Consider the following 13533-nt stretch of genomic DNA (forward strand, 5'->3'; position numbering starts at 1 on the left):
AGGGGCATCGCCCCTACCCCAATTGTAGGGGCAGTGCCCCCGTGCCTGCCCTGATTTGCAGGGTAAATGGGATTTTTGGGGGAGAATTTAGCATTTACGGCATCAATAGCTCAGATAAAGGGTTTCAGCTTTTCTTATCTCGAACTGAGGTTAAGAAAGCTCCTAAAGCGCAATCTCAAAGTCTAGATCGTTATCTCGATCGAGATTGGGAGGAGTGACCGAACGGGTAATTCGGGTTTTATGGCTTTCTCTCTGGGTTTGCACTTCGATCGTGACCGCTTCTAAGGCAACTTCCATGCTGCCGAGGGGTATGGAAATTTGCATGGTTGTTTCCACAAACTCAGGCTCGGATTCAGGTTTAAAATCGACCAACCACCGAGGGCCATCAATGGTGGCACGGGTTTGACAATCCTTGATCCAAAATTTGACAAACAGTTGCGGCGCGATCGCGGGCAATTTAACTCTGGCTGGAATCGGTGTACCTGCAACCAGATCGCCTATGGGGATTTCGATCGTAGGCAGAGGAATTGGGTCTTGTGGTGCCAGAGTGGGAATATTTTGAGCTTTGGCTGTCGCACTAGCAGGATTTTGGGCAGTTCCCATGCCTTCATCTTGAATCTGCCCCCCTGCTTGGGCATAATTGGGATTGGCAAGATCGGGGGAAATCGCAGCTTGTCTCTGACTCAGTGCCTCGTAATACTCTTGGTTGAGAGCCTCGCTCAAGGGTGCGTTGGGGTCTTCCCAGAGTCGCTCTGCCTGTGGGCTACCTGACTCAGAGGATGATAGCAACTGTTCCAATTCTTGGTCTAGATCGGCAATGGCATCGGTTTGAGGCGAGGCACTACTGGCTATTGAATCGGTGGAAGTGGTTGAGGCAATTTCTTCTGGCTTTACTGGTTCTGGTTCTACAGGATCTGAGCTAGGAGTAGATTCAGAATCCTCAGGTTTCGTCGCGATCGCATCTAAAGACAGACTTTGCAGCTTACTCAGAAAGCGATCGCCGATATTTAATGCCCCCAGCAAAGAAGGTTGCTCGCTTTTAGGTGGTTCCTCCAGCATTTGCTGGTAATCACTGGGCAAATCTTCTTCAAACAGGTAGAGCAAGTCGGGCTCATCAGAGCCCGATATTTGGGCATTTATAGATGATTGAGGATACCTAGCCTCCGAATCTAATAGCTCTGACTCAAACAGTTCGGTAAACTCTTCGTAGTTCTGGGGCGAATTTATAGCTTCTTGCCCTTGATTTGCCGATAAGTTTATGGGTGCATCTTGAATAGAAGGCGTTTTGTTGATTGGCAGATTGGGTAGGCTAGGTGATTTGCTTTCAGAAGTCGGTTGGGGTGGCGTGGAGGGCGTAGGCTTTTTTGTCGTAGGACTTGGCGTAGAGGAAAGTGGGGGCAGTTCTAAAGCAGACGTATTCTTCGCCATTTTCTTGGGCGCGGCTTTCGCCTTACTTGAAGTCCCTACCGTCGTAGGCGGCTCAGCCATAGAATTTGCGATCGCTTCCATTTCCTTAGCAACATCGGCAAGCAGCGTCGGGGATTGGGCGGTAGCTGTAATCGCTTGACTGAGTTGATAGGACTGCGCATCCTGTAGCGAACTATCCGTCGGATAAAGCTTGATTTCGCCGATCAGTACCTGTATGCCAGCTTGACGGGGAATGTTGACGACATATTGAAAGGGGAAAACGTTAGAACTGAGAGAATCTGTAGGCTCTTGAGGGACAAAGTGACAAACATTGACCAAAATTTCGAGATTTTCAGGGTTTTTGAGCGTTATTTCTAACTCACCTGCGGTGTAGGCTTCGCCAGCGATCGTAATGTTGCTTTGCGGCGAGACTAAATATTGGGCTCGATCGAGGCTGAGTAAAATCTGTGGGAGTGTGGAATCTGTAGGCTCTGCAGCAATCTCAGTCTGGCTACTAGATACCGCTACTGGCTCATCGCTTGGCTCGTCGGATTGCGAAGGGGCTTCTGCCTCTAGATTGAAATTTAAACTATCGAGATCTTGATTAAAGTCATCATCAAAAGGCGAAAACTCATCTAGTAAAGACTGCACCAATTGCTCTGACATCTGTTCTGCCATCTGCATCATGGGAGAGGGATAAGCAGTGGGTGCGGTAGCCGATGGTTTAGCCGTGGTTTTAGCTTGAGCGGATATCGATGGAGAAGCAACAGGCTGAGGGTCTGCAATCCCTAAAACATTATCTATATCTGTAGATTCAAACCGATCCGACGCTCTACGCTCAGCGTTTGTCTCTACTACAGTTAAGTCGGGCAAATGCCATTCAGAGGCTAACTCAGGGGAAATGGCTTGCACGTCAAATTTAACAACGGCAGGTCGATTGCTCTTGCGATCGGGTTGTGGTTCAACCGTTTGACAGCTAATTTGCCAAGCACCTGGGGCAAAGTGGGTGTAAGGCATCACAATCAGCAGTCCATCTGGGCTGACCCGCTTCGAGATTCTTTGCTGATTGGGGTGGTGGCTAGATTCTGAACTAGGCTGATAAGTAATCTGAATCCCAATCATGGTATTGGCTAACTCAGATCTTGCAGCCAAACGATATTGCCCCTCTAGAATCTCTACGGTTGGTGACTCTAGGGGTAACCAGGACTTGTCACCTTTCTTTTGTAACAAAAACTCCCAGTTGTCCATAAGGCTTGCGATAAAAACTTGCAACAAATATGCCAAATACTAACCCATAGTTACGGATTAGGCACAAATTTATTATTCCGTCTTTATGAAGTTTATCGATTAGCGATTGGCGGTTGGTTGTTAGCGATTCCCGCAAAGGTCTATAACCCGTCACCCAAACTGCGATCGCTCTTTCAAAATCCCGCTCTAGAAGCTAATTACAACTTGTTATAGCAATCCCATTTGATGTGGATGTAGGGGCAACTCATGAGTTGCCCCTACGATTTATTCTAGGCAGAGAAAAAATTGCTTATCTTGCTATACCAACCATTCGTTTAAATGGCTAGTCCTAGTTTTAGCCCTAACGCAGCATGAACAAATAGCAAAACGAGAATAGCACTACCCACATAAGCATGGGTAGTGCGGAGGATGGCTTTATTCCCCGCAAAGCCTGTGAGCGAAAGTGTGGCATTAACCGCCAACAAGATTAAAATCGTTGAGCCCGTCCAAAAGTGAGGACTTTCTAACAAAGGCTTGTCTTGCATCACCAAGGACAATAAACCACCCGTATAGCCTGCCGCTAAAAATGCAGACATCAATGGGGCAAGTTTGCGGTGATCGGCTTTACTTTTTGTAACAATTTCTTGGTCGGTAGCAATGCGACTACGCCATCCCGCATAACCGACATAGCTGCCCATGATAAAAATTACGATCGCCATAAAAAAGGGGTGTCCCCAATGCACAATGGGCTCAGGAGTACCCAATTTCTCAAATTGATTGGCGATCGGTTGGAGGACTTGGGTGAGTTGGGTCATTTGAGCGGATAAAGGGTAATAAGGTTATCGGCTATCGGTAAAAAGTTATCGGTTATCGGTTAGCTGCATTTATTTGGAATTAACACTTGAACTGACAACTGACAACTGACAACTAATTTTTGATACTGACAACTAATTTTGTTGAGAGGGATCGTTCTCAAAGTTTGGGGCGATCGTTTGCAAGAGGGCACTGATTTGGGTAAGTACCGTGTCTTTGCCCGTTTGTCCAAAGCTGGAGCGATCGGGGAAAAACTCAGGACGATCGAGGTTACGCTCGATCGCTTCTTTAACCTGTTGTACGATCAAATGCTGGAGATCGGCTAAGGCACGCTCTCTTTGGTAAACCGCTCCCTGCTCGGTGGTCGCATAGAGGGGAGGCAAGCGATTCAGCGCGTAGGCAGCAATATCCCCTAAATCGAGAATCTTACCGCTATGTTCCTCAATTTCTGCAACCCTAGCGACAGCTTCGCTGAGGACTAACTCCTCCATGACGTTGATAAACTGTTTGCGCGGGACGGCAACCACTTCACCTGTGAGCAAAGCACCCATCAAGCGATCGAGCGCCATGTACTCTTCTACAGACAGTTCAAAAGCACTGTCACAGATGCGTCCGACTTCAGCCTCCATCGCAGGAGTTAGATAACCGTCTTGCAAAGCTTGCTCTACGATTTTCTCTATACTGGTTGAATTGGATTTTTCCACAGAACTTGACATTTCTAAAGATTTCTCTCTCTAAAGTTAAGGTAACTCAGGGCACTTCAATTGGAATAATCGTATATTCTGGCAAAGATGTTTGAAACTGACCGTTTCGGCTGAGCATAACGACTAATCGGGTTAAGGACTGAGGTTTTACTACAAGATCGCACCAAGGTACAGCAATTTCTAAACATTGATCAAGTCCCATTTTCGCCTGTGTAGGCATATTTTTCCACTGATGATCTTCGATCGCTTCTTGAAAATCGATGGAATGATTGGACAGATCGACACTTAGATGGTGATGAAACAGGTAATTTAAGGGTGAAATATTTGGCAAACCTGTTAGTTGAATAGGGCTATTGTAATTGGTTTGTTCGGGATAAAACCATAGTAAATGTAAAGTCGATTGAGATTCTGTTAATAATTTCTTATTTAACTCGCCTTGATAAAGATCGGCATGAAAGTCCACTCTCAGATAAACGTTAAAGTGATCGACCCCGTACCATAGGCGTTGCACCAAACTGGCTTGATGCATTGTTCCGCGCATGCCACCAATTTCTAGCCGCCCCGCCCCATCCCAATCTTGTTTGTCAACCCGTCCGTCAATCACTGGATGAATAAAACTGGTGGGGCGATCGCTGGGCGAGACATCATGCGGCTCTAGGGGATACAGCAGACCTGTTGGCACAGGCTCATTCAGGGCGCGATAAACTGCCTGCAAGTGCTCGCGAAACAGTTGGTCAAAAACGTGATCGTGATCGGAGTTATGTCCGTCGCCAAACCACCAAAACCAGTCAGAACCCTCTGCTGCAAATAGGTTTTCCCAAGCTTCAGGATTATTCTCTTGGGTCGCTTCGGTATGATTTGCCAAAACCTGTCTGGTTTCTGCCAATAGATCCCAAGCCCGATTTTTGATCGGGTCGCCGATCCATGTGGTGAAGTTGGCATCAATCCAAGAGCCGCTATGGAGTTGGTGCGGTGGAATTTTATCCACGGGAGGAAAGTGCTCGACAAACTCTGACACAGTGACTAATTGAATGTCGTCCGTTTTTGAGAAGCGCTCGTACAGGGTTTCTAAAAATGGCTTGCCATCTTGCGGGTAATATTCCCAGCAATTTTCGCCATCAAGGGCGATCGTCACAAGCCAAGGTCGCTTAGGGTCAGCCGATGGGTTGTTTTGCAAATATTCTTGCTGAGCCACATGAATGCTCTCCAGGTGATCGTATAGATCGTCGCAGGCTGCTTGGGGTGACATGGAGCTATAACTAAACCCGATCAGGTCAGACAAGCGCCGATCGCGAAATACGATCGCTAAGTCCCCATGCATGGTTTCTAGACGATAGGGCTGATATAACAGATGGGGATCTAGGACGCCGCCTCGTTCGTCGCGGCGAAAATAATGCCCTAAACTCCATCCCAAAACGCCTTCATCGGAACACAACCAAGAAAAGCCATGCTTGGCAACATGGGGCAAGATGGCAGGGCTGACCGATTGTTCTGAGGGCCATAGACCGCGTGGCTCGCACTCGAAGTGTTTTCGGTAAATGCGCTTCGATTTTTCTAAATGTAGGTTGATATCAGAGTCCCAACGATAGCGAATTCCTGGTAGCAACATGTCGGAGACAGCCACCCTGCCTGAATAGTTGTCTGCCAGCAAAGGCATGATCGGGTGCGTATAGGGAGTTGTGGTAATTTCAAGCTGCCCCTGCGCTTGCATCGCATGGTGTTGGGGCAAAATTTGGGCGATGATCTCTTTTTGCTTGGTGTAAATTAACTGACGATCGCTGAGGGTAAAGCCTTCACCGCGATCGAACCAAGCCTTAATCTGAGGATCGGTTTCGCGAAATAGGGGATCGATCCAAGTCAGATTATGCCAAGCCAAGAGATCGCTAAAGTCTTGATGCGTCCAGTTTGCCACACACCAGTCCGTACCATATTGCTTTTTTTGGGCTAAGAGTTGGGCATAGCGCGGATAGGGCTCGACCATGGTGTGATGGTAGGCATCAAAAAAACGCTCTGCCACAAAACGCCGCCGATCTGCGTCAAAATTAGCAACGGGTGTTAGGGTTAGCTCCAAATATGGATCGAAGGCATTGCCTTCACTATAATCTTGTAGCTGAGCAATCAGAGAAGGGACTAAATTGACAGTCTGGTGAAGTTTTGGATATTTTGCCAAGAGCAACACCAAATCTAAATAGTCTTTGACCCCATGTAGCCTCACCCAAGGCATACGATATTTGCCAGCGATCGGACTCTTATAGAGTGGTTGATGCTGGTGCCAGATAAACGCAACGTATAAGGGAAGAGACATAGGTTATGGCAGGCTCAATATTTAAAAATTGTTACATATCCTTAATGGATAATACGAACATGAAAAATCTAAAAGCTCTAAAAAACTGGCATCGAGCTTATTTTTGGCGTTTGCCCCTTTACTTAATTTTGCCGCTTTGCTTAATGGGCTGTACGCAACCCGTAGTGTCTGACGCTTCTAAGCCTAGCACTCTACCTGAACCTAGTGCTAAACCCAATCTCAATACAACGATAAAACCCAGTTCAGTACCCACACCCCCTACATCTAGTAAACCCCAATTGCCCCAGCCCAACCCTCAACTGGCACAATCTCTACCCATTACTGCCAAAGCTGAAATTGCAGGACGCACCGTGCAACTAGAAGTCGCCCGCACCTTTGCCGAGCAAGCCAAGGGGTTAATGTATCGCCCCGCCTTACCTGACGATCGCGGCATGTTATTTCCGTTTGACCCAGCGCGGCAAATCGCCTTTTGGATGAAAAACGTGCCTGTCGATCTAGATATGCTGTTTTTGTATAAAGGGGAAGTGAAAGCGATCGCGCATTCCGCCCCGCCCTGTGTGGCAGAGCCCTGTGCGATCTATCCCAGCGAGGGCGTTGTTGCCGATCAGGTGATCGAATTGCGGGCAGGTTGGGCAATGCAAATGGGTGTAAAGGTAGGCGATCGCATTGTGGTTACACCGCTTACAGCATCTACAGACACGACGCTCCCTGACTCCACGCCTATCACAAAACCAAATTCTCACTAAGGATTTTAGATTGATGAAAGTGCAATTCTTTCAAAGTCGATTTAATCCTCATGCACCACTCCTAACCGACAGATAGCATGCGTGTAGGGGCAATTCATGAATTGCCCCTACACGCAATGCAGAGGAAAGAAGCTCTCATGGATCGAATAGGATCGCTCTAGATATTCAACAACTCTTAGCTACATAACAATGAATCATGAAAATCTCACAAAGATAAATAATATGATGAAGAGATAAAATGAAGGAAAGCCCTTTTTTTATAATTATCAAAATTTTTTAAACATGGGGATATACATGGAGATATAAATAAAAGTGAGTAAAAGGCTGACAACTATTCTGATTGTTGATGATTCGGAGGTCGATCGCGCCACCTATATTCGCTATCTCCAGCAAGATCCAGACTGGTCTTATCACATCATCGAAGCAGAAACATTGGCTGAAGGGATAGAGCTATGGCGATCGCAGCATCCTGAAATCGTTCTAGTAGATTATTTGCTTCCTGATGGGGATGGATTGGACTTGCTAAAGGCGATGGGAAAAAGCTCCCCTGATATGCAACCAGGGGTAATCATGTTAACTGGACATGGCGATGAAAGGCTCGCTGTGCAAGCGATGAAGCTAGGAGCGTTAGACTATCTCGTCAAGCGGGATATCACGGCGATTTCTCTCTGCATTAGTGTCTCTCAGGTACGCGATCGCATCACCCTTGCTCGTCAATTGCAGCGATCGCAGCAGCAAGAGGCGATGATTGCTGAAATCGCCCTTCAAACAAGGAAATATATCAATTTAAGCTCAATTTTGAATGCGATCGTCCAAAAAGTGCATGAATTTTTGGCTGTCGATCGGGTCATCATCTACCAATTTAATCCCGATATGAGTGGGACAGTCGTAGCCGAGGCGATTGTTTCCCCTTGGACTCCCTGTCTGAACGCTCAAATTGTCGATACTTGCTTTCAGAGCTATCTTAGTGGGGACTATCAAGAGGGCAGAGTCTTTGCTGCCGCCGACATCTATGCTGCAAACCTTTCCCCATGCCACATTCAACTGCTCGAACAGTTTCAGGTGCGAGCAAATTTGGTGATACCCATTGGCGAACCTCAACTCCTTTGGGGCTTTTTGATTTTGCATCAATGTTCTGAGCCACGACAATGGGAAGCGTCAGACATCGAGTTATTGCAACGCTTATCGACACAGTTGTCACTCTCTATTCAACAGGCAGAACTATTTCAATCACTCCAAGTTCTCAACAAATCCCTAACACGGAAAGGTAAGGAACGAAAGAGGGCACTCAAATTTACTGAAAATCGCTTTCGTGCCATTTTCGATCGTATGTTCCAGTTTATGGGATTGTTGGCGATTGATGGTACTGTCTTGGAAGTGAATAAATCTTTCCTAACAGTTGGTGGAATTGAGGCTGAAAAGGTGATGGGTCGTCCCCTTTGGGAGACCTATTGGTGGCAGATTTCGGCTGAAACCCAAGCTCAATTGAAACAGGCGATCGCTCTGGCAGCGAAAGGGGAGTTTGTCCGCTATGAAGTGGATATTTGGGGTGCAAATCAAACGGTGATTCCCATCGACTTTTCTCTGCATCCGATGTTCGATCGGACGGGTCAGGTCGAGTTACTGATTCCCGAAGGACGAGAGATCGCAAATGCGAAACGGATAAAAGCCGATCTCATACCGCTATAATTATGCCAAACTCGCCCCCTAGAGGCATTTCTCAGGATGGTAGAAGTACTAGCTTCTTCCAAGCCCTGCCATCTCCAACGACGATCCTGATTGTAGAAGATTCTGAAATCGATCGCACTACCTACATTCGCTATCTACAATCGAACGCAGAGCAGTCCTATCGCATTATCACAGCCGAAACCCTAGAAGCAGGGCTGGAGTTATGGCGATCGCAGCATCCAGATGTGGTGTTGGTTGATATGAGCTTACCTGATGGCGATGGGTTGGAATTTCTGACAGAGATTGGTACTGATAAAGCTGATGAGAAATTACCTGCGATCGTCCTAACTGGACAGGGAGATGAGCGTACTGCCGTACAGGCAATGAAACTAGGGGCAGCAGACTATCTGATTAAAAGTGATATTACAGCTATCTTGAAGCCAAAGGCTATCGCACGCTTTTGGCGAAAAATGGACAGGAGGCGATCGCTTTAGCTCAATCTGCACATCCCGATCTAATTTTGATGGATATTCAAATGCCTGGGATAGATGGATTAGAAGCAATGCGGCAGATTCGCATCGATCGCAACTTAATCGATGTACCGATCGTCGCGCTCACTGCATTAGCGATGGATGGCGATCGCGATCGCTGTTTAGCCGCAGGAGCCAATGATTACGTGATTAAACCCGTAAAGATGAGGCAATTGATCGCCACCATTCAAAATCTTTTGGTTCCGTAATATCATTGTGTAGATCGCGCTAGGCACGGAACGCAAATCTCAAGCTATTACAAATTATTATTTATAGCAATCCTAATCGATTGACCTTAACTTCTCACCTCGGATGGAGAGATCTAAGAGTTCCATTGGATGCATCACGGGAACTCGCTGGCATTGTAGTTTCAAATGTTTGCGGATTTGAATCGTACAACCCACGTTGGCGGAAGCAATCAAGCTTGCACCCGTATCCACGAGATTCTCTACTTTCTGCTTGCCTAATTCGTCTCCTACCTCAGGCTGCAAAATGTTATATACCCCCGCACTGCCGCAACATAGAGCCGCATCTAGAGGTTCTCGCAATTGCACGTTCGGAATTTGTTTTAAAAGTTGACGCGGTTGCACGCTAATTTTCTGTCCGTGCAGCATGTGACAGGCATCTTGATAGACAATCGTTAAAGGCGAAGCTTCCTGTAAAGGGAAGAGCTTTACCGTTAAACCTACATCTGCGAGGAATTCCTGTACATCCTTTACTTTCTTGGCAAATTCTTTGGCTTTGGCTGCATATTCTGGGTCATCTTGCAGAATATGACCGTACTCCTTCATCGTGTGACCGCAACCTGAAGCATTGATAATCACTGCATCGACATCCGTATTCGCAAAGCTGTCGATCGTGGCACGGGCTAGAGATTTTGCTTGCTCCTCTTGTCCTTGATGCTGAGAGAGGGCAGCACAGCAGCCTTGAGACCTAGGAATCACAACCTCACAACCATTCGCGGCTAAAACCCTTACGGTTGCTGTATTCACGGCAGGTAAAAAGACGCGCTGCACGCAGCCCAAAATCATGCCGACGCGATAGCGTTTTGTCCCTTGGGCTGGGATTACCTCAGGGAAAATATCTTGAAATGACTCAGGTGTAATCTCAGGTAAAACGGATTCCATGGCTGCTAGCGATTTTGGCAAGATCTTTGCCAACAGCCCAGACGATCGCATGATTTTTTGCAATCCCAATCTTTGATAGACCAGTAATGGAGCTAGCAAAGCCCGTAAGCGATTGGGATAGGGGAAGATCGAGAAAATCAACTTTCGCAACAGTTTCTCAGATAACGGGCGATCGTGATTTCGTTCCACTTGGGCGCGAGTGGCTGCAATTAATTTGTCATACTGCACTCCAGAGGGGCAGGTGGTTACGCAAGCAAGGCATCCCAAACAAGAGTCAAAATGCTGTGTAATTGCCCCAGATAGTGGAATCTTGCCTTCATTCACACCATCCATCAAATAGATTCTGCCCCTTGGCGAGTCTGTCTCTTTGCCCATAACGCGATAGCTGGGACAGGTCGATAAGCAAAAGCCACAATGGACGCAGGCATCGATCAGAGTGGCATCAGGTGGATTTTGAGTGTCAAAATTTTTGAATTCTAGGCTTTTGAAGTCAAAGCTATTCATTTGACTGGTTTCTGGAAGTTCTTCAGAGGACATTTCTGAGGTTTGCATAGTTTGAATGGTGAGGATGAGTGATTGGCGATCGATGTAGGGGCAATTCATGAATTGCCCCTACATCACATGAATAATCGATGGGGGCTGAGAATGTGATGCGGGTCAAATTGATGCTTAATTCGTTGCATGATTTCGATCGCATTGCCCGTATATCCCCAGACATCTAGTTTTTGTTTGAGTGCAGGTGGAGCTTCCAAGATCGTGAGAAATCCGCCCGTATCGTTCGCTAGATGGCGAATCTTTAAGAGCAACTCTTGAGGATCGAATCCTCCCGTAAGATCGAAGCGTAGCGTTCCTAGCCCCGCCGCCGCATGGATTTGAACGAAAGATTGTGGAATGGATTCTGACAGGGTACGCGCAATCGCTTCGAGTTCTACCAAGATATTGACAGCTTTAGAAGGAAGTATGCCCAGTTTAGCAATCAGTTTAGAATTTCCCTCCAGACTGGACTGCGGACTCGGTTGCCAAACCAAATTCTCTAGCCTCGGCAAGAAATCCTCTGCTTCTGATAGTACTTCCGCCTTGAGATGAAGGGATTTGCCAAGCTCTACCAAGCGATCGCTTTGCTCGATCGCGCTGACTTTTAAGGTCTCAAACCGAGCCACTAATCCAAGCTCTTTGCCCGTATCCTGCCCGTATCCCAATTCCTTCAGCAAACTGGAAGAGAGCAGATCTAAAACCGTAGGGGTTAAGGTCGAGGATAGAATTTTATTTCTTAATTCCGCGATCGCCTCGGCTTTGCCCGTCAAAATAACGGTTTGCTTGGCTTCTGGCAAAGGATATAGCCGAAAGGTCAACTGGGAAATTATGCCCAACGTACCATAAGACCCCGTCAGCAGTTTCATCAGATCGTAGCCTGCCACATTTTTGACTACCCGACCACCTGCCTTGACCAACTCGCCATCCGATCGCACAAAGGAAATGCCGAGACACATATCGCGCAAGCCACCATAACGATGCCGCAGCGAACCTGTACTAGCCGTCGCCACAATTCCACCCAGCGTAGCTTCGTGAGGATAGGCAGGATCGATCGCGCAATACTGCCCCTCCTGCGCCAAAATCTTCTGGAGGTCGGCAAACTTCATGCCTGCCTCGACGGTGACAGTGAGATCGCCTACGCAATGCTCGATCAAGCGATCGCAGCCAGTCGTGCTAATTGCCACGTTTGCGCCGCGAACCAGTCCGCCCCAACTCAGTTTGCTGGCATTGCCGTAGGGTAAAACGCGCCATTGCTGCTGATGTGCCAAGGCGATCGCGCTGGCTAGCTTGGTTTGGGTTTTAGGGGAGACAATGGCAAGATTTTCAACACCTATGGTTGAATTCACGATCTGCGATCTAAGGTGCGGTTCCGCCAGATCGAGTGTCTGAACGTTACCTAAACCCACGATATCCGCAAAACTTGCGGCGATGTCCCCTGCGCTCTGTTTCTCTGATGTTGCCACGAATGCTCTGTATTGGGTTTTACTATAAAAATGCCTTACTGCATTCTACGATCGCAAACAAAGGTAGTCGTCATATTCTGAAAGTAATTATGCAAGAAAAGTTAAACTAGATTTATGCAGATATATATTGAGGCTATATGAAGCACATACAACAACTTGTCTTTGACAAGATGGCAACCCGATCGGTATTCGAACAATAAAGTTTATTGAGAAACTTTTAAATCCCAACCATGCCACAAATCAGCCGATTTCTGGGTATTTCTTTAATGATGTACTACAACGATCATTTGCCGCCACATTTTCATGTTCGTTATAATCAGCAAAAAGCACTGATTCGCATTTCCCCTCCGAGCCTATTAGCTGGCGAACTATCCACAAAAGTTACCAACTTGGTGATTGAGTGGGCAAATCTGCATCAAGTGGAACTTTTAGAAAACTGGGAACTTACCACTAAAAATCAACCTTTAAAAATGATTCAACCTCTGGAGTAAATATGCTTCAAGATATTTTAGCTGTTAAAACACTTCCAGATTACAAGCTCCATTTGTGGTTTGAAGATGGAATAGAAGGAATTGTAGATTTGTCTAAACTGATCGAATTCACTGGTGTTTTTGCTCCGCTTCAAGACAAAAATTTTTTTGAAAGCGTATATGTAAACCCTGAATCGGGAACTATCCAATGGGCGAACGATGCCGATCTAGACCCTGATGTTCTTTATGCTGCTATTTCAGGGCTTGCTATTCCAAATTTTGAGCTGCCGATCGCTACAGAAGTAAAAGGGGATGTAATTAAGCTCTATCGACCTCGAAATGCAAGAATAGGAAAAGTTACCGTTCAAGATACGATCGCTAAACGACAAGTTCAGATTGATTTACAAGAACGCGAATATGCGATCGCAACTTCTGCTCACCAACAAAAAAAATTAATTATTTGCTACGGAAACTTGATTAAAGAAAAACGCTTACTTAAGCTTGACAATCCTCACAGCCTAACCGTTTTAGATTCATAG

Annotated in this window: 12 protein-coding genes and 1 pseudogene; 7 read left to right on the forward strand and 6 right to left on the reverse strand. The window is 46.6% G+C overall.

The annotated features are described in order from the left end of the window. Positions 1 to 162: 162 nt before the first annotated feature. Positions 163 to 2655 (reverse strand): hypothetical protein, encoded by a 2493-nt coding sequence (locus tag ACP2WE_RS16030; protein ID WP_425216553.1) that lies wholly within the window; start codon positions 2653 to 2655, stop codon positions 163 to 165. 18 nt (positions 2656 to 2673) lie between these two features. On the opposite strand from ACP2WE_RS16030, the gene ACP2WE_RS16035 reads away from it, so the two are divergent. Beyond that, complete coding sequence (locus ACP2WE_RS16035) at positions 2674 to 2868, forward strand: hypothetical protein (RefSeq protein ID WP_425216554.1); 195 nt, start codon at positions 2674 to 2676, stop codon at positions 2866 to 2868. Between the two features lie 101 nt (positions 2869 to 2969). Here the strand turns inward: ACP2WE_RS16035 and ACP2WE_RS16040 are convergent, their stop codons facing one another. The 3 genes from ACP2WE_RS16040 to ACP2WE_RS16050 all read right to left on the reverse strand — a co-directional run bounded on the left by ACP2WE_RS16040 (position 2970) and on the right by ACP2WE_RS16050 (position 6456). Beyond that, positions 2970 to 3449, reverse strand: coding sequence for a DUF4079 domain-containing protein (locus ACP2WE_RS16040; protein WP_425216555.1), 480 nt, complete (start codon positions 3447 to 3449; stop codon positions 2970 to 2972). Positions 3450 to 3581: 132 nt separating this feature from the next. Further along, complete coding sequence (locus tag ACP2WE_RS16045) at positions 3582 to 4163, reverse strand: late competence development ComFB family protein (RefSeq protein WP_425216556.1); 582 nt, start codon at positions 4161 to 4163, stop codon at positions 3582 to 3584. A gap of 34 nt (positions 4164 to 4197) precedes the next feature. After that, complete coding sequence (locus ACP2WE_RS16050; RefSeq protein ID WP_425216557.1) at positions 4198 to 6456, reverse strand: glycoside hydrolase family 57 protein; 2259 nt, start codon at positions 6454 to 6456, stop codon at positions 4198 to 4200. 59 nt (positions 6457 to 6515) lie between these two features. Between ACP2WE_RS16050 and ACP2WE_RS16055 the strand changes: the two genes are divergently transcribed. From ACP2WE_RS16055 to ACP2WE_RS16070, 4 genes and pseudogenes are all read left to right on the forward strand, one after another. Further along, positions 6516 to 7202 carry a DUF192 domain-containing protein gene (locus tag ACP2WE_RS16055; RefSeq protein ID WP_425216558.1) on the forward strand — a complete coding sequence of 229 codons (687 nt, stop codon included), beginning with the start codon at positions 6516 to 6518 and terminating at the stop codon, positions 7200 to 7202. 312 nt (positions 7203 to 7514) lie between these two features. Further along, positions 7515 to 8891: a GAF domain-containing protein gene (locus ACP2WE_RS16060; protein WP_425216559.1), complete on the forward strand. Its 1377-nt coding sequence runs from the start codon at positions 7515 to 7517 to the stop codon at positions 8889 to 8891. Positions 8892 to 8893: 2 nt separating this feature from the next. Next, positions 8894 to 9364, forward strand: a complete 471-nt coding sequence (locus ACP2WE_RS16065; RefSeq protein ID WP_425216560.1) for a response regulator — start codon at positions 8894 to 8896, stop codon at positions 9362 to 9364. Next, positions 9298 to 9609: pseudogene (locus ACP2WE_RS16070) on the forward strand (response regulator); the annotation flags it as partial. The gene ACP2WE_RS16065 and the pseudogene ACP2WE_RS16070, both read left to right, overlap by 67 nt. Positions 9610 to 9681: 72 nt before the next feature. On the opposite strand, the gene ACP2WE_RS16075 reads toward ACP2WE_RS16070, so the two are convergent. After that, on the reverse strand, positions 9682 to 11031 hold the full coding sequence (locus ACP2WE_RS16075) for a (Fe-S)-binding protein (RefSeq protein WP_425216634.1): 1350 nt from the start codon (positions 11029 to 11031) through the stop codon (positions 9682 to 9684). Between the two features lie 113 nt (positions 11032 to 11144). Then, the gene (locus ACP2WE_RS16080) at positions 11145 to 12524 is read right to left on the reverse strand and encodes an FAD-binding oxidoreductase (protein ID WP_425216561.1); all 1380 of its coding nucleotides are present in this window, start codon (positions 12522 to 12524) and stop codon (positions 11145 to 11147) included. Positions 12525 to 12754: 230 nt separating this feature from the next. Here ACP2WE_RS16080 and ACP2WE_RS16085 point away from each other — a divergent pair, with 230 nt between their 5' ends. Both ACP2WE_RS16085 and ACP2WE_RS16090 read left to right on the forward strand, forming a co-directional pair. Beyond that, positions 12755 to 13015, forward strand: coding sequence for a DUF4160 domain-containing protein (locus ACP2WE_RS16085; RefSeq protein ID WP_425216562.1), 261 nt, complete (start codon positions 12755 to 12757; stop codon positions 13013 to 13015). 2 nt (positions 13016 to 13017) lie between these two features. Beyond that, positions 13018 to 13533: a DUF2442 domain-containing protein gene (locus ACP2WE_RS16090; protein WP_425216563.1), complete on the forward strand. Its 516-nt coding sequence runs from the start codon at positions 13018 to 13020 to the stop codon at positions 13531 to 13533.

The sequence above is a fragment of the Tumidithrix helvetica PCC 7403 genome (assembly GCF_965232925.1).
Taxonomy (GTDB): domain Bacteria; phylum Cyanobacteriota; class Cyanobacteriia; order Pseudanabaenales; family Pseudanabaenaceae; genus Tumidithrix; species Tumidithrix helvetica.